At 71.8% G+C, this 15,472-nt stretch carries 14 protein-coding genes; 4 read left to right on the top strand and 10 right to left on the bottom strand.

The window, feature by feature from the left end:
* The first annotated feature begins 222 nt into the window (after positions 1-222).
* Complete coding sequence (locus VO99_RS15475; protein ID WP_052736364.1) at positions 223-969, top strand: helix-turn-helix transcriptional regulator; 747 nt, start codon at positions 223-225, stop codon at positions 967-969.
* A 64-nt stretch (positions 970-1,033) separates the two neighbouring features.
* Positions 1,034-1,693, top strand: coding sequence for a Crp/Fnr family transcriptional regulator (locus tag VO99_RS15470; RefSeq protein WP_052736363.1), 660 nt, complete (start codon positions 1,034-1,036; stop codon positions 1,691-1,693).
* A gap of 24 nt (positions 1,694-1,717) precedes the next feature.
* On the opposite strand, the gene VO99_RS15465 is transcribed toward VO99_RS15470, so the two are convergent.
* Positions 1,718-3,889, bottom strand: coding sequence for an FUSC family protein (locus tag VO99_RS15465; protein WP_046113769.1), 2,172 nt, complete (start codon positions 3,887-3,889; stop codon positions 1,718-1,720).
* A 172-nt stretch (positions 3,890-4,061) separates the two neighbouring features.
* On the opposite strand from VO99_RS15465, the gene VO99_RS15460 reads away from it, so the two are divergent.
* Positions 4,062-4,778, top strand: a complete 717-nt coding sequence (locus tag VO99_RS15460; protein WP_157039582.1) for a hypothetical protein — start codon at positions 4,062-4,064, stop codon at positions 4,776-4,778.
* Between the two features lie 45 nt (positions 4,779-4,823).
* Here the strand turns inward: VO99_RS15460 and VO99_RS15455 are convergent, their stop codons facing one another.
* The 6 genes from VO99_RS15455 to VO99_RS30285 all read right to left on the bottom strand — a co-directional run bounded on the left by VO99_RS15455 (position 4,824) and on the right by VO99_RS30285 (position 11,432).
* The gene (locus VO99_RS15455; protein WP_052736362.1) at positions 4,824-5,375 is read right to left on the bottom strand and encodes a PEP-CTERM sorting domain-containing protein; all 552 of its coding nucleotides are present in this window, start codon (positions 5,373-5,375) and stop codon (positions 4,824-4,826) included.
* A gap of 44 nt (positions 5,376-5,419) precedes the next feature.
* Positions 5,420-6,835, bottom strand: a complete 1,416-nt coding sequence (locus tag VO99_RS15450) for an aminotransferase class V-fold PLP-dependent enzyme (protein WP_046113767.1) — start codon at positions 6,833-6,835, stop codon at positions 5,420-5,422.
* A 121-nt stretch (positions 6,836-6,956) separates the two neighbouring features.
* Positions 6,957-7,349 (bottom strand): RidA family protein, encoded by a 393-nt coding sequence (locus VO99_RS15445; RefSeq protein ID WP_232315378.1) that lies wholly within the window; start codon positions 7,347-7,349, stop codon positions 6,957-6,959.
* Between the two features lie 251 nt (positions 7,350-7,600).
* On the bottom strand, positions 7,601-10,183 hold the full coding sequence (locus VO99_RS15440) for a ligase-associated DNA damage response DEXH box helicase (protein WP_046113765.1): 2,583 nt from the start codon (positions 10,181-10,183) through the stop codon (positions 7,601-7,603).
* A gap of 8 nt (positions 10,184-10,191) precedes the next feature.
* On the bottom strand, positions 10,192-11,094 hold the full coding sequence (locus tag VO99_RS15435; RefSeq protein WP_046113832.1) for a DUF429 domain-containing protein: 903 nt from the start codon (positions 11,092-11,094) through the stop codon (positions 10,192-10,194).
* Positions 11,095-11,294: 200 nt separating this feature from the next.
* On the bottom strand, positions 11,295-11,432 hold the full coding sequence (locus VO99_RS30285; protein WP_157039581.1) for a hypothetical protein: 138 nt from the start codon (positions 11,430-11,432) through the stop codon (positions 11,295-11,297).
* Between the two features lie 136 nt (positions 11,433-11,568).
* Here VO99_RS30285 and VO99_RS15430 point away from each other — a divergent pair, with 136 nt between their 5' ends.
* Positions 11,569-12,633 (top strand): asparaginase, encoded by a 1,065-nt coding sequence (locus VO99_RS15430; protein WP_046113764.1) that lies wholly within the window; start codon positions 11,569-11,571, stop codon positions 12,631-12,633.
* Here the strand turns inward: VO99_RS15430 and VO99_RS15425 are convergent.
* Genes VO99_RS15425 through VO99_RS15415 form a run of 3 tightly spaced genes read right to left on the bottom strand, consistent with a single transcriptional unit; the run spans position 12,624 to position 15,472 of the window.
* Positions 12,624-13,838: a GGDEF domain-containing protein gene (locus tag VO99_RS15425; RefSeq protein ID WP_046113763.1), complete on the bottom strand. Its 1,215-nt coding sequence runs from the start codon at positions 13,836-13,838 to the stop codon at positions 12,624-12,626. The two genes, VO99_RS15430 and VO99_RS15425, sit on opposite strands and share 10 nt — an antisense overlap.
* A gap of 54 nt (positions 13,839-13,892) precedes the next feature.
* Entirely contained in the window at positions 13,893-14,678 is a 786-nt protein-coding gene (locus VO99_RS15420) for an ABC transporter ATP-binding protein (RefSeq protein WP_046113762.1), read from the bottom strand.
* Between the two features lie 14 nt (positions 14,679-14,692).
* Entirely contained in the window at positions 14,693-15,472 is a 780-nt protein-coding gene (locus VO99_RS15415; RefSeq protein WP_046113761.1) for an ABC transporter permease, read from the bottom strand.

Raw genomic sequence — 15,472 nt, 5'->3', positions numbered from 1 at the left:
ACCCGAGGTGTGCCGGCATGGCTCCAAGGTAGGCGCCGCGGCGCCGCGGGCCCTCCACCGGACGGCGGAGGCGGCGCCACCGCCTCCTACCGCTGGAGGAGGACCGTGCACGGAAGGTGAAAACCGCACAAAGGCCCCGGTCAGAGTTGCACCCTGCGCAGCTTTGTTACCTCTAGTCTCGCTTCCAAGCAGCAGCGATGACTGTTGTGCCAGGAGCCGAAGATGTCGATGCAGATGATGGAAGCCATGTCCTCTTCCCAGGCGGCAATGTCCGCCGTGGGCCTGCGCAGCGAGGGCCGCATGCCCGAGCCGTCGCGCCCCGCGCCACCGCCGCCCGGCGGCGTGCCGCAGGCGCTGGCGCTGGCGCAGGTGCTGGAGGAGATCGACTACGGGCTGCTCGTGCTGGACGCGCACGACCAGCTAGTCCATGCCAACCATGCGGCGCTGTCGCAGCTGGATGAATGGCATCCGCTGCAGCTGCAGGCCGGCCGCCGGCTGCGCGCCGTGCGCCCGCGCGAGGCCGGTGCGCTGCAGGCCGCGCTGGAAGCGGCCCGCCACCGCGGACTGCGCACGATGGTGGCGCTGGCGGGCCCGCAGGGCCAGCGCAGCACGGTGGCGGTGATCCCGCTGGCCGCCACCGCCGACACCGCGTCCGGCAGCGTGCTGGTGGTCCTGGGCAAGCGCCGGGTGTGCGAGGAGCTCACCGCCGTCTCCTTCGGCAAGACCCATGGCCTGACCGCCGCCGAGACCCGCGTGCTGCTGTGCCTGTGCAACGGCGATTCGCCGGCCGAGGCCGCACGGCGCAATGGCGTCAAGGTGTCCACCACGCGCACCCACATCAGCAGCATCCGCACCAAGCTGGGCGCGCGCAACCTGGACGAGCTGGTGCGCACGGTGGCGGTGCTGCCGCCGCTGATGGGCTCGCTGCGCCGCAGCCTGTGGTCGGCCGGCGGCACGATGCCGATGTAGCGGGCACGCCGCGCCGGTGATCGTCGGGATGCGCGGCACGGCCGCCGCCCGATAGCATCGGGCGATGCCCCTGGCCCCGCCGCCGCCTTCGCCGCCCGAACCGCCCCCGCCGCTGCCCGCGCACCTGGCCGAGCTGGCCGCCCGCGGCAGCCGCATGCGCTGCCCCCGCGGCGCCCTGCTGATCGAGGAAGGCGATGCCGGCGACGCGATCTTCATCATCCTGTCGGGCCGGGTGCGGGTGTTCTCGGCCGACCGCAACGGCCGCGAGGTGACCTATGGCCTCTACGGACCCGGCGACTACGTGGGCGAGATGAGCCTGGACGGCGAGCGCCGTTCCGCCAGCGTGGTGACGCTGGAGCCCACCGAATGCGCGATGGTGGGCAGGCAGGCCCTCACCGCCTATTTGGCCGAGCATCCGGAATTCGCCTTCGTGCTGCTGTCGCGGCTGATCCGGCGCGCCCGGGCGGCCACGCTGTCGGCGCGGCAGATCGCGCTGAACGACGTCTACGGCCGCCTGGCCCACCTGCTGAATGCGCTGGCGCAGCCCGATGCCACCGGGCGCCGCGTCATCTCCGAGCGGCTGACGCACCAGGCGCTGGCGCACCGGGTGGGCTGCTCGCGCGAGATGATCAGCCGGCTGATGAAGGATCTGGAGCGCGGCGGCTACCTGGTCAAGGAAGGCGGCCTGCTGGTGCTGGCGCTGCAGCTGCCCGACCGCTGGTAGCGCACCGTCCGCGCCGCGGCAGCCTCAGCCCTGCCGGCGTGCCTGCGCCACCGCCGCCGCGGCCGCGGCCACCCGCCGCGCGCCCAGCACCGCCAGCCCCAGCCGGCGCTGCAGCCAGGGCAGCAGCGGCTCGTTGTGGCCCAGCGGCGGCAGCCGCAGGTCGCCGGTGCTCTGCGGCGGCAGGCGCGGCGGCCCGGCCTCCGGCGGCCGCTGCGCATCGCCGATGGCCGCCAGCACCGCATCGATCTCCGCCGCCGCCTCGCGCAGCGCGTGCTCGGAGGCTTCACGGTCCAGCCGGTCGGCCCGGCGGGTGAGCATGGTGCGCACCGCCGCCAGCTGGGCCAGCAGCACATGGCACTGCGTGAGCAGCGTGGCCATGGCGTACAGCGGCACCTGCACCCGCTGGGGCTCCGCACGGGTGCGCTGCGCGCTCGCGGCGATGCCGCCGATGGCCTCGTACACCTCTCGCCGCGCCAAGCGCAGCGCCACGTCGCGGGCGCCCGGCTCGGGCCACCGCAGCGCCTCCTGCACCAGGGTGCGCAGGCTGCGCTGCACCCGCTCCACCAGGCGGCCCACGCCGCGCCGCTCCCAGGCCGGCAGCACGTAGCTGAAGCCCCAGGCCAGCAACGCGCCCAGCACCGTGTCGGCCAGCCGCTCGCCCACGCCGAAGCCGCCGGCCGGATCGGCCAGGTGGGCCTGCACCAGCGCCATCACCGTGGCCGCGGTGGCGGTGACCAGGTAGCGCACGTTGACGAATGCATGCGAGGTACCAGCCGCCACCAGGAACACCAGGCTGGACAGCAGCGGCGAATGCACCTGCGCGAACACCAGCACCAGCAGGCAGCCCAGCACCGTGCCGGCCACCCGTGCATCGCGCCGCGACAGCGTCTGGTCCAGGTTGCCGCGCAGCACCACGCCCACGCTCAGCACCAGCCAGTGCGGATGCGAGGCCCAGGGCAGCGCCAGCGCCAGGAAGTAGGCCGTGCCCAGCGCCACCGCGCTGCGCAGCGCATGGCGGAAGATCGGCGAGCCCAGGCGCAGGTGCGGCCGCAGCGCCGCCAGCGGCCAGCCTTCGGGCGAGACGAAGAAGCGCAGCTCGTCCGCGCCCAGTGGCCGCGGCAGCTCGATGCCCGCCAGCGCCGCCTGCATGCGGGCCAGGTCGTCGGCGATGTGGCGCGAGCGGTCCAGCAGCGCGGTGGCCAGCGCACTGCGCGAAGGATTGGCGCCGAAGGCCTCCACCGCATCGGCCAGCGCCGGCTGGTGGCGCGAGCTGGGCGCATCGCCCGGCAGGCCCAGCTGCAGCGCCAGCGCCATGCGGTCCAGCGCGGCGGCGGTGGTGTCGATGGTGGCGGCGAGCTGGCCGCGCAGGCGCTCGGCCGGCGCGTCGTGGCCCAGCAGGTCCAGGTCCAGCTCGCTGCCCAGCAACGTGTCGCGCAGGTCGATGGCCAGCAGCAGCACCGCGATGCCACGTGGCACGTCGGCCGCCTTGGCGCCGGTGCGGTGGGCGGCTTCGAACAGCAGGTCGCGTGCGGCCTGCAGCCGCTCGTCCAGGCTCACCTGGCGGTCCATCCAATCCTGCAGCGGCGGCGCACCTTCGGGCCGCATGCGGTCCTGCAGCAGCAGCGCCGCGCGCGAGCGCAGCAGCGCGGCCGTGGCCTCCAGCGCGGCCGCCAGCGCCAGCGCGCGGTAGCGCGGCTGCAGCAGCCGCGACGACAGCACCGACCACACCAGGTACAGGCAGCCACCCAGCGCCGTCCAGCCCGCATGCGCGGCCTGCGACTGCCAGCCCTGCAGCGGCGGCGCGGCCATGGTGAACACGATCGCCAGGATGGGCACGAAGGAGATGGGCCCGGCCCGCACGCCCCAGGCCAGCATCAGGCTGGACACGAAGGCGATCAGCGTGATGAGCCCGCCCAGCGCCAGCTCATGCGAGCGCAGCGCCGTGACCAGCACCGTGGCCACGAAGCCCACGATGGCCGCGGTGGCCACCCGGCGCAGCGTGCGGCGCGGCGGGTTCGGGGTGTCGGCCAGGCTGGCGAAGATGGCGCCGCCCGAGGCCACCAGCGCCGCCGCATGGCCGCCCAGCAGGCCGCCCACCAGCTGCACCAGCAGCACGCCCAGCGCCACGCTGATGCCGTTGATGCCATGGGCCGGCACATGCCAGGTCCAGCGGCGGGGGATCGACAGGCGGGTCATGCCGCGGTGGGCGCGGCGGCGGCGCGAGGGGTGGACGACATCGGGCGATCAGGGCGGCCGCCAGGGGCCGCGGAGCGGGCGGGGGTGCGCGGCGCATTCTGCCGCCCGTGGCCTTCGGCGGCATCCGCCGGCCGCAGTTAAAGTGACACGCACGGCAATCAACGAGGCAATGATGTTCACGCCCGCGAAGTATTCGCGCCCGCTGTCGGGCGCCCTGGTGCTGGCCCTGGCGGCCGCCACCACCCTGCTGGCCGCCTGCGGCGGCGGCAGCGACGATGACGACGGCCTGCCGTCCAACACCACCTTCAACGTGCGTGCCGGCATGCACCAGCTGCTCACGGTGGGTGGCAGCTGGACGGTGGCCGGCCGCGGCAACGACAACCTGGACTACCAGCTTCGGCTGAGCTATGCGCCCGGCGTGCCGGGCATCTTTCCGCTGGACAACCAGGTGTACGACCGGGCCACGCAGTCGGCCACGCTGTCGCAGGGCAATGCCAGCACCGACACCGTCTCGCAGGAGATCTTCCACAACGCGGCCACCGGCGCCGTGGCCGGCACCCGCTACGACGGCACCGAGTGCAGCCTGTCCACGCTGACCGGCAACCTGCCCACCGCGGCGCGCGTGGGCGACAGCGGCCCCTTCCTGCGCTCCACCGAATATGCCGACTGCAGCGGCACCAGAGTGGCGGGCACGTCGGAGATGCGCTGGTCGGTGGAGATGAACCGCGGCCGGCCGTACTACTGCCTGACGCAGCGCTACGGCACCGGCGACCTCGAGATCGAATGCTTCGAGGCCGCCGGCACCGAAGGCCGGCTGGGCAGCCGCGCCCGGGTGCGGCTGGAGGTGCTGATCGACAACGCCCGCTTCATCCTCGACGCCGAGAACTGAGGCCAGCCCCCAAGCTCGCTGCGCTCGCGGCCCCCCGAGGGGGCGTCAGCCCCTTGGGGCGGCCCGGCGGGCTGAGAGCCGCTTGCAGCCCAGGGCCGCCAGGCCCAGCGCCAGCATCAGGTAGGTGGACGGCTCGGGCACCGCGGTGACGGTGCCCATGCCTTCGATGCTGTTGTTGAAGGCGCCGAACGCCATCGATTCAAGGCCGGTGGTGACGTAGGTGTAGCGGACACCGGCCGACAGGTTGGCCGAGAAGGCCGACTCGCCGGCGGTGAAGTTGCGGTCGTCGTTGGCCACGATGGCGTTGGTCAGCGGGAAGGCCGGGTTGAAGCCCGGGCCGTACAGCAGGGTGAAGTTGTCCCAGCCGCCGTTGGCCACGCTCAGAAAGTTGTAGAAGCCGGTGCTGCTGACGGTGAACTCGAACGCGCTGTAGGCGACCGGGTCGATCGTGGGGATGAAGTCCAGCGTTTCAACCGGCCTGCTGAACGTGGGCCCGCCCGCGGTAGTGCCGGTGAATTCGAAGGTGGCGGCCGATGCGCCGTGGGCGATGAACAGCAGCGCGGCGGCCAGCGCCAGCGGGGTGTGCTTGCGGATCATGGAGGTACTCCTGGCTTGTCTAGTCAAGTGGACGGGCGGCGGCATCAACGGCCGGCCAGCATGCGCTTGGTCAGCTCCCGCATGGAGGCCACCAGCCGGTCCACGTCCTGCGCCGAATGGAACAGGTGGGTGGAGATGCGCAGCGGATGGTGCGATGCGGTGGAGCCCGGCACCGGCACGGCGGTGTTGCGGATGACGATGCCGTACTCGGTGCGCATGCGCTCGACGAAGGTGCCGGACTGCGCCGTCTCGGCCGCGGCCGCGGTGCTGCCGGCGGCCAGCGAGAGCGACGGCCCGTGGAACGGGTTGAACGAGGTCAGCGCCGACACCAGCTCCGGGTCGCCCATCGGCGAATACAGCCGCGAGGTGCCCCAGGCCTGCGCGATCTTCTGCTTGAGGTAGGCCGACAGCGCCAGGTCGTGCGCCTCGATGGCGGCGCGGCCGATCTCGTCCCAGTAGGTGCAGCATTCGCTGAACACCTTGAGCATCGGATAGTTCGGGTTGCCGATGCTCTGCACCCGCGTGCCGATCTGGTAGCTGGCCGCGTTGTCGTTGGTGCGCGGTCCGGTGAGCGCGGTGTTGTTGGTGTTGGTCGGCCAGAAGTTGAACAGCGGGCGCGGGTTGTACTGGCTCACCCGGTTGCGGATGTACAGGATGCCGGTGCCGCCGGGGCCGCATTGCCACTTGTGGCCGGAGCAGCCCCAGAAGTCGATGCCGGTCTCGTGGAACTTGAGGTTGAACATGCCGGTGGCATGCGCGCCGTCCACGATGGTCATGATGTTGTTCTGCTGCGCCAGCTGCGCCAGGCGCTTGTACGGCAGCATGGTGCCCGTCAGGTACGTGGGCGCCGAGAACACGAAGGCCTTGGTCTTGGCGGTGATGGCCGCGGCAAACAGGTTCACGTAGTCCTGCGCGGTCTGGTTGTTGCCCACCGGCAGCTCCACCCGCTTGATGACCACGCCCTTGCGCCAGGCCAGCAGGTTCATCGGGCCATTGCCGCCCGGGTGCTCATGGTTGGTGGTGATGATCTCGTCGCCGGCATTCAGCTCCACCCCGGCCAGGATCTTGTTCATCCCGTCGGTGGTGTTGTAGGTCATCACGATCTCTTCGGTCTCGCAACCAAAGCCGGGGGCAATGGCCGCGCGCATCGGCGTGGTGCCTCCCAGGGTCTCGCGCGGGTTGCGCGCCACCTCGCGGTTGTAGTCGTCGAAGGCGCGCAGCAGGTGCGCCGGCGTGCTGCCGGTGGTGCCGATGTTCATGTAGAGGATGGACGGGTCCAGCACGAAGGCCGGATGCGGCTCGCCCATCACGTGGTTGGTGGCCGCGAAGGCCTCCTTGCTCACCAGCGGCAGCGTGCCCGCGGCCAGCGCGCCGGCACCGGCGCCCATCAGCTTGAAGAAGTTGCGGCGCTGGGGCTGGGCCTCAGGCTGCGAGGACACCGGATGTTGATGCTCGGACATGGAACTTCCTTCCGTACTGCAGTGAAGTGGATGGGCGCAATGCGGCACCCGGCGCGTCTTGTACGCTCGGTGGATGAAGGCCGAAGGGCGGAAAAGGCCGGGCCGCCTGGCCCGGCGCGTGCTAGCGGGCCGCGACCGCCGAGATCTCGACCGCCACGTCGCGTGGCAGCCGCGCGACCTGCACCGTGGCACGGGCAGGCGGCTTGTCCTTGAAGTAGGTCGCGTAGACGGCATTCATCTTCGCGAAGTCGTTCAGGTCCTTCATGAACACGTGGGTCAGCACCACGTCGTCCAGCGTCATGCCATTGGCGGCAAGCACGGCCTTGAGGTTGTCCAGCACCAGGCGGGTCTGCTCCTCGATCGAGCCGGTGTTGAGCTGGTTGGTCTTGGGGTCGATGGGAATCTGACCCGCCAGGTACAAGGTGTTGCCATGCTTGATGGCTTGCGAATAAGGCCCGATGGCCGCGGGCGCATCGGGACTGGACACCACCTGCTTGCCCGCCATGGGGGGCATGGCACACGCCACCAGCAACAAGGGAGCGACGCCCGCCAGCCCAATGCGGCCGGCCCTCAGACAAGGGACCATGAGACTGTCTCCTGACGTGGTTGTATGCACTCGATGTGGTGCAAATTCACTCTAACGGCGCACCAACTCAATGCAAAGAACGTGTAAACCCGCACGAAGAAAGCTGCAGGGAGGCCCGCTGTTTGCCCTGCCGCGGTGCAGCGCGCCAGGCTCGCCGGATGAAGGCGCGTGGCCCCGGCTCAGGCCCTGCGGCGCACCACCCGGGCCTTGGGCAGGCGGGGCCTGCCAGGCAGCGGTGGATGGGCCAGCACCCTCTCCGCATCGGCCACGATGCGGGCCAGCCGGTCGGCCAGCTTCTCGGTGCTGAGCTGCTCGCGGAAGCGCTCCACCATCAGCGGCAGGCTGAAGGGCGTGGGCACCTGCAGCGACACCAGGTCGATGTGCAGCGAGCGCATGCGCGCCAGCACGCTGCCCAGCCGGCCCAGCTCCAGTTCCTGGGCCAGCACCTCGTGCTCGGCCTGGCTGAGCAGGCGGTTGCCCGCGTCGTACTTGCGGAACACCTCGTAGAACAGGCTGGACGACGCCTGCAGCTGCCGCGTGCTCTTGGGCGCGCCGGGAAAGCCGCTGAAGATCAGGCCGGCCACCCGCGCGATCTCGCGGAAGCGCTTGCGCGCCAGGGCGCTGCTGTTGAGGCTGGCCAGCATGTCGTGCAGCAGGTCCTGCTCGGCCAGCACGCTGCCGTCCAGCAGCGGCGCCACGTCCACCGGATTGATGCTCAGCAGCTCGAAGCCGTAGTCGTTGATCGAGATGGAGAAGGTGTTGGGTTGCGTGCGCGCGAAGCGCCAGGCCAGCAGCTGCGCAATGCCCAGGTGCACGTTGCGGCCGCCGAAGGCATAGACGAAGAGGTGATGACCTTCGCGCGAGCGGTACTGCTCCACCAGCAGCCGGCCGGCTTGCGGCAGGTGCGACAACCGCACCTGCACCTGCAGCATCGGCCAGGCGGCCCGCAGCTCCGGCTCGCCGAAGGCGGCGCCCTTGCGCCCCGGCGGCGGCGGTGCATCGGCCGCCGGCGGACCGGCGGGGAAGGTGTCGGCCACCTCCTGCGCGGCCTGGTGCAGCAGGGCCTGCAACGCATCGGCCAGCTCGCTGGACAGCGGCATCTTGGCGCCGTTCCACGAGGCGAGCTTGCCGCTGCGGCCGCTGGCCTTCTTGACATAGGCCGTCATGTCGCGGGTGCGCACGTATTCCAGCGCGCGGCCGCCGAAGACGAAGCAGTCGCCGGGGTTCAGCCGCGCGATGAAGCTCTCCTCCATGTGCCCCAGCACGCCGCCACCCACCCACTGGATGGGCATGGTGGAGTCGCTGACGATGGTGCCCACGCCCATGCGGTGGCGGCGCGCGATGGCCGCGTCGGGCACGCAGTACACGCCGTGCTCGTCGGGCACCACGCGGTGGTACTCGGGATACGCGCCCAGACTGCTGCCGCCGCGCTCCACGAAGGACAGCGCCCAGTCGAACTCCTCGCGCGTCAAACTTGTATAGGCAGGTGCGCCGCGCACTTCCTCATACAACGCATCGGCGGTGAAGCCGCCGCCCAGCGCCACGGTCACCAGGTGCTGCACCAGCACGTCCAGCGGCTTGGCCGGCGTGCGGCGGCCTTCCACCTGGCCGGCCTGCGCGGCGCGGCGGGCGGCGGCGCCTTCCACCAGCTCCAGCGCCTGCGTGGGCACCAGCGTCACCCGGCTGGGCCGGCCGGGTGCGTGGCCGCTGCGGCCGGCACGCTGCAGCAGCCGTGCCACGCCCTTGGCGCTGCCAATCTGCAGCACCCGCTCCACCGGCAGGAAGTCCACGCCCAGGTCCAGGCTGGAGGTGGCCACCACCGCGCGCAGCCGGCCTTCCTTCAGGCCCAGCTCCACCCATTCGCGCACGCTCTTGTCCAGCGATCCGTGGTGCAGCGCCACCACGCCCGCCCAGTCGGGCCGCGCGGCCAGCAGCAGCTGGTACCAGGCCTCGGCCTGCGAGCGCACGTTGGTGAAGACCAGCGTGGTGCCGGAGCGCTCGATCTCCTCCACCACCGGCATCTGCATCTGCGCGCCCAGGTGCCCGCCCCACGAGAAGTGGCCAACGTCGGCCGGCAGCAGCGTATCGATGGCCAGGTCCTTGGGCACCCGGCCCAGCACCAGCTCGCCCGCCTCGTGGCCCACCAGCGTGGCCATGGCCTCGGCCGAATTGCCCAGCGTGGCCGACAGGCCCCACACCACCAGCCGCGGGTTCCATTGCCGCAGCCGTGCGATGGCCAGCTGCACCTGCACGCCGCGCTTGTTGCCCACCAGCTCGTGCCACTCGTCGACGATGACGGTGTGCACGCCCGCCAGGTCCTCGCGCGCACTGGCGCGGGTGAGCATCAGGGTCAGCGACTCGGGCGTGGTGACCAGCGCGGTGGGCAGCTTGCGGTCCTGGCGGGCCCGCTCGGCCGAGGCGGTGTCGCCGGTGCGCTGGCCGATGCTCCAGGCCGGGGCCACCTCGGGCAGCGGCAGCTGCAACGCGCGGGTGGTGTCGGCGGCCAGCGCGCGCATGGGCGTGAGCCACAACACACCCAGCGGTGGCGCGCTGCGGCCAGGCAGCGGCGCGCCCAGCGCGGCCGCGCGGGCCAGCGCGCCGAACCACACCGCATAGGTCTTGCCTGCGCCGGTGGTGGCATGCAGCAGGCCGCTGCGGCCCGCCACCATCGCGGACCACACATCGCGCTGGAAGGGAAAGGGCTTCCAGCCATGCTGCTGGAACCAGTCGCCGGGCTTGAAGCCGCCGCGCGGGCCTGCCATCCCGGCGCTCAGGCCTTGGCCAGCGCGGCCCGGGTGCGCCGCGGACTGGGCGCCGGCGCCGCCACGGCCTGCGACGGCGCCGGCGGCACCGAGACGATCCAGCCTTCCACCGGATCGAAGTCGGCCGGCAGGCCCCAGTCCGGCTGGCGGCTGGCCCAGGCGGCCTGCAGCATGCACAGCACCGCATCCAGCCGGTCGCCGCTGCCGTCGGCGGCCAGCGCATCGCGCTGCGCATGGCTGAGCTTCAGCCGCAGCCCGAGGCGGCTGCGACCCTGCTCCAGCGCTTCCACGATGTCCTTGCGCGCGATCAGGCGCTCGGGCGTGTGCTTGGCGCGCTCGTCGCTCTTGTAGGAGCGGCTGCCGATCAGCTCACGTGCCAGCAGGCCGGGATAGGCCTCCAGTGCCACGCGCGGGGCGGCCTGCGCATCGGCGGCCGCCACCTGGTGGCCGGGCAGGTGCACGCCGGCCTGCAGCAGCAGCGGCACGCCGGCATGCAGCATGTAGGCCACCGGCGGGTTCACCCACTTCATGCTGGGCGACGAGCCGGCCGGGCGGTCCACCGCGCGGTGCGCGAACTTGCCGCCCACCGGGCGGGCATTGCAGAAGGCGGCGAAGGTCTCGCGGATCTGCGCGCGACTCAGGGTGGCGTAGTGCTGCATCAGCGGCGCCCATTCGCGCGGCCAGTCCAGCGCCTCCACCAGCTCGCGCGGCAGGCCGAAGGGCAGGTCGAAGCCGCCGACCCACGGCCCCGGCGTGTGCAGCCATTGGCCGAAGGCGTCCAGGGTGGGCAGGCTGTCGATGCGCAGCAGCGTGGCGCGGGCGCCTTCCAGCCGGCCATGCGCCACCACCACGGGCTTGCGCGCCGTGGGTGCGCTGCTGAAGTCGATGCCGTAGATGTCCATCGCCGGCATTGTCGCGGCGGCCGCATGCCGCCGCCGGCGCAGGGTCAGGCGGGATCGGCGGCCCGCCGGAAGGCGGCCACGGCCTCGGCAAGCCGGCTCGCCGGCGGCGACCGCCTCGTTCACCAGCGCGATGCCATGCTCCACATGCGTGTTGCTGTTGCCGATCAGCCGGGTGCGGATCCGCAGGCACTGCCAGGATCACTTGCGCGTCATCGGGCCGCCTTTCTTCCTGCGGCGCAGGCCGGCACGGGGCGCAGGCGCTCGGCCTTGACGCGGGTCCAGGGGGCGGTGAGCGCGATGGCGGCCAGCGGAAATACCAGCGCCTTCGCGAAGTCGCGACGCTTCATGCAGTGCTCCTTGCTTGAACAGTTCGGGAATGGGTGCCCCGTACTGCTCAACGAAGGGGCCGCTGGCTTTTCGGTGTAATCGGTTGCAACTTGAGCCGGCCGGGCGCGGCATCCGCGGGCGATACAGTGCCCGCCCATGACTTCCCATCCGGTTCTCGTCGAGGTGCTGCGCGGCAGCAGCATCGAATCCTTCCACCGCGGCGCGCTGGCCATCGTGGATGCCGAAGGCACGCCGCACACCCTGCTGGGCGACATGGCGCGCCCGGTGTTCCCCCGCTCCGCAGTGAAGGTGATGCAGGCGCTGCCCCTGGTGGCCAGCGGCGCGGCCGACCGCTTCGGCCTGGTGGATGCGGAGCTGGCGCTGGCCTGCGCCTCCCACAACGGCGAGGCGGCACATGCGGCCACCGCCGCCGCCGTGCTGGCCAAGGCCGGCCTGGACGACAGCGTGCTGGGCTGCGGCGCGCACTGGCCGATGCTGGACGTGGCCGGCCGCGCGCTGGCCGCCGCCGGCGCCCAGCCCAGTGCGCTGCACAACAACTGTTCCGGCAAGCATGCCGGCTTCGTCTGCGTGGGCTGCCTGATGGCCGCCGACCGCGGGCAGGACCCCCGCGCCTTCCTGCAGGGCTATGTGCAGCCCGACCATCCGCTAATGCGCGAGGTGACCGCCGCGCTGCAGGCGGCCACCGGCTGCGACCTGGCGCGGGCGCCGATGGGCACCGACGGCTGCGCCATTCCCACCTTCGGGTTGCCGCTGCAGGCCATGGCGCTGGGCTTCGCGCGCATCGGCACCGGCGTGGGCCTGTCGCCCGCGCATGCGGCGGCCGCGGCCCGGCTGCGGCGCGCGGTGGCGGCCGCGCCGTTCATGGTGGCCGGCAGCGGCCGCTTCGATACCCGGGTGATGGAAAGCCTGGGCGAGCGCCTGTTCTGCAAGGTGGGCGCCGAGGGCGTCTATGGCGCAGCCCTGCCCGAGCTGGGCCTGGGCGTGGCACTGAAGATGGACGACGGCAACAACGCCCGCGCGGCCGAGGTGGTGATGGCCGCGGTGATCCGCGCGCTGCTGCCGCTGCAGGGCCCGCAGGCCGCCCTGGTCGACAGCCTGTGCACGCCACGGCTGCGCAACTGGAACGGCACCGAGGTGGGCCGCCTGCAGCCCGCCGCAGCGCTGGCCGACGCCCTGCCGGCCGCCCCGCTTCAGCCCTGACCGGCCGGGTAGCGCAGCGGCTCGACCATCGGCGCCAGCACAGTGCTTTCGGCCACCGTCACCTGGTTGCGGCCGCGGGCCTTGGCGGCATAGAGCGCCCGGTCCACGCGCTGCACCAGGTGATCGTGCGTGGGGTCCAGCGCCGGGCTGTACACGCCCACGCCGCCGCTGGTGCTGAGGGCGATCTGCTGGTCGCGCCAGGCCACCGGCGTCTGCGCCACCTGGCGGCGGAAGGCCTCGGCACGGTGCCAGCCCTGCGCGGCCGGCGTGTCGGGCATCAGCACGCCGAACTCCTCGCCGCCCAGCCGTACGATCACGTCGCCGTCGCGACGGAAGGTGTGACGCATCCAGTCGGCGAAGGCAGCCAGGCAGGCGTCGCCGGCGGCATGGCCGTGGGTGTCGTTGATGCGCTTGAACCAGTCGATGTCGAACATCGCCAGCGACAGCTGCGTGCGGTTGCGCCGCGCCGTGGCCGCCAGCACCGGCAGCACGGAATTGAAGTGGAAGCGGTTGCCCAGCTGCGTCAGGCCATCGGTGCGGCTGAGCACGCGGAAGCGCTCGCGCTGGTCGAGCAGCTCGAAGGCCATCTCGGTGTGCGCGTGGTACTCCGCATGGCCGCGCTGCAGCGCCAGCAGCAGGAACAGCAGGTACACGCCCAGCGTGAGCACCACCGGCAGCTGCTCGCGCCCCTGCAGCGCCAGTGTGGCGATGGCCGGCAGGCACAGCAGGCCCACCCCCGCCAGCGCCTTGCGCGGGTTCATCGCGAAGGTGAAGGCCATGGCGGTGCCGAAGGCGATGGTGGAGACGACGGCGATCAGCCGCGACGAGGCGAAGTCGGGCGACCACAGCACCCAGCTGCTCACCGCGCCCCAGCTGCCCGCGGTGGCCAGCACGATGTTCCAGTGCACGAACAGCCAGCGACGCAGCCGGGTGGTGCTGGCCTGGGAAGGCAGCCGGTGCAGCAGCCGCGCCGCCAGCAGGCCCGCGAACAGCAGCGTGACGCCCACGCCGGCCAGGCCCTGCGCGCCGGGCCGGTTGCTGAAGAACCAGCACAGGCCCCAGGCCAGCAGGTAGAAGCTGCCGCCCAGGCGGGTGCGCTTCAGGATGTCATTCGCCTGGCGCCAATGACCGAAGGCCTCGCGCGTGGTGGGCGCGTGCGCATGGTGGTCGAGGGTGTCTGGTTGGCGCGCATTCTTCTTGTACATCGGCCAGGGTCCTGCTTTGGCGCGCATTATCTGCGAGCCTCGCTCAGAACCGACTCAGGCCGCGGCGGCCTGCGCGGCCAGCACCTCGGTGCGCACCTGCTCCGTCAGCTCGGCCTTCAGCGCGGAGAACGCCGGCGTGGTCTTGACCGCGTAGTGCCGCGGATGCGGCAGCGGCACCGGCCGGTCGAGCTTGATGCGGCCGGGCCGCGCGCTCATCACCATCACGCGGCTGCCCATGAACACCGCCTCGTCGATGTCGTGGGTGACGAACAGCACCGTGGTGCGCTCGGCCTCCCAGATGCCCAGCAGCAGCTCCTGCATCAGCTCGCGGGTCTGGTGGTCGAGGGCGCCGAAGGGTTCGTCCATCAGCAGCATGCGCGGGCCGTTGGCCAGCGCACGGGCCAGCGCGGTGCGCTGCTGCATGCCGCCGGACAGCTGCTTGGGGTAGTGGTGTTCGAAACCGCCCAGCCCCACCTTCTGGATGAAGGCCTGCGCGACCTCGATCTGCTGCGCCCGCGGCAGGCCGCGCTCGCGCAGGCCGAAGCACACGTTGTCGCGCACCGTGAGCCATGGGAACAGCGTGTAGCTCTGGAACACCATGCCGCGGTCGGCCCCCGGGCCGGTGATGCGGCGGCCGTCCAGCAGCACCTCGCCGGCGGTGGGCTGGTCGAGCCCGGCCACGATGCGCAGCAGCGTGCTCTTGCCGCAGCCCGACGGGCCCAGGATGGTGATGAAGTCGTTCTCGGCCACCTGCAGGTCGGTGGCCGACAGGGCCAGCGTGCTGCCGTGGCTGGACTGGAAGCGGCGCTCGACGCCACGCACGGTGAGGATGTCGGCCATGGTCAGCGTCGGGTTCAGCGTCCGAGGGCCGCCCAGCGGAACAACCGCCGATTGGCAAACTTGAAGAGCAGGTCGCTCAGCAGCCCGATGAGGCCGATGACGATGATGCCGAAGATGATCTGGTCGGTGGCCAGCAGCGCCTGGCTGTCGGTGATCATGTGGCCGATGCCGCTGGACGCGCCGATCAGCTCGGCCACGATCACGTAGGTCCAGGCCCAGCCCAGCACCATGCGCAGGATCTCCGCGATCTCCGGCGCCGCGCCGGGAATCAAGACCCGGCGCACCACGCCGCGGTCGCCGCAGCCCAGGGTGTAGGCGGCCTCCACCAGGTCGCGCCGGGTGTTGCCCACGGCCACCGCGATCATCAGCACCAGGTTGAAGAAGCTGCCGATGAAGATGACCGAGAGCTTCTGCGCCTCGCCCAGCCCGGCCCACAGGATCAGCAGCGGGATGAAGGCGCTGGCCGGCAGGTAGCGGGCGAAGCTGATGAAGGGCTCGAAGAAGGCCTCGATGGGCTTGTAGGCGCCCATCAGCACGCCCAGCGGCAGCGCCAGCACGGCCGCGATGAGGAAGCCGCCCAGCACCCGCCACACGGTCATGCCGATGTCGAGCGCGAAGCCCATCTCGGTGAGCAGCGTCCAGCCGCTGCGCAGCATGGTCACCGGGTCGGCCAGGAAGGTCTTGCTGACGTGGCCGCCGAAGGTGGCGAAGGCCCAGGCGGCGAAGAACAGCACGAAGAAGCTGGCGCCCAGCGCGATGCGCGCGCCGGGGCCGACGGGTTGCAGCGGCCTCAC

Source organism: Aquincola tertiaricarbonis, from assembly GCF_000969605.1.
GTDB classification, from domain to species: Bacteria; Pseudomonadota; Gammaproteobacteria; order Burkholderiales; family Burkholderiaceae_C; genus Aquincola; species Aquincola tertiaricarbonis.
Note: the sequence above shows the minus strand (reverse complement) of the source record. Positions and strands in the feature narration are given on the sequence as shown.

What these genes read in the sequence shown, in the direction of transcription:
- VO99_RS15475 (WP_052736364.1), top strand. Translation starts at nt 223, where the DNA reads ATGTCGATGCAGATGATGGAAGCCATGTCCTCTTCCCAGGCGGCAATG.
- VO99_RS30285 (WP_157039581.1), bottom strand. Translation starts at nt 11,432, where the DNA reads ATGAAGCGTCGCGACTTCGCGAAGGCGCTGGTATTTCCGCTGGCCGCC.
- VO99_RS15460 (WP_157039582.1), top strand. Translation starts at nt 4,062, where the DNA reads ATGTTCACGCCCGCGAAGTATTCGCGCCCGCTGTCGGGCGCCCTGGTG.
- VO99_RS15465 (WP_046113769.1), bottom strand. Translation starts at nt 3,889, where the DNA reads ATGACCCGCCTGTCGATCCCCCGCCGCTGGACCTGGCATGTGCCGGCC.
- VO99_RS15420 (WP_046113762.1), bottom strand. Translation starts at nt 14,678, where the DNA reads ATGGCCGACATCCTCACCGTGCGTGGCGTCGAGCGCCGCTTCCAGTCC.
- VO99_RS15450 (WP_046113767.1), bottom strand. Translation starts at nt 6,835, where the DNA reads ATGTCCGAGCATCAACATCCGGTGTCCTCGCAGCCTGAGGCCCAGCCC.
- VO99_RS15430 (WP_046113764.1), top strand. Translation starts at nt 11,569, where the DNA reads ATGACTTCCCATCCGGTTCTCGTCGAGGTGCTGCGCGGCAGCAGCATC.
- VO99_RS15425 (WP_046113763.1), bottom strand. Translation starts at nt 13,838, where the DNA reads ATGTACAAGAAGAATGCGCGCCAACCAGACACCCTCGACCACCATGCG.
- VO99_RS15455 (WP_052736362.1), bottom strand. Translation starts at nt 5,375, where the DNA reads ATGATCCGCAAGCACACCCCGCTGGCGCTGGCCGCCGCGCTGCTGTTC.
- VO99_RS15435 (WP_046113832.1), bottom strand. Translation starts at nt 11,094, where the DNA reads ATGCCGGCGATGGACATCTACGGCATCGACTTCAGCAGCGCACCCACG.
- VO99_RS15445 (WP_232315378.1), bottom strand. Translation starts at nt 7,349, where the DNA reads ATGCCCCCCATGGCGGGCAAGCAGGTGGTGTCCAGTCCCGATGCGCCC.
- VO99_RS15440 (WP_046113765.1), bottom strand. Translation starts at nt 10,183, where the DNA reads ATGGCAGGCCCGCGCGGCGGCTTCAAGCCCGGCGACTGGTTCCAGCAG.
- VO99_RS15470 (WP_052736363.1), top strand. Translation starts at nt 1,034, where the DNA reads ATGCCCCTGGCCCCGCCGCCGCCTTCGCCGCCCGAACCGCCCCCGCCG.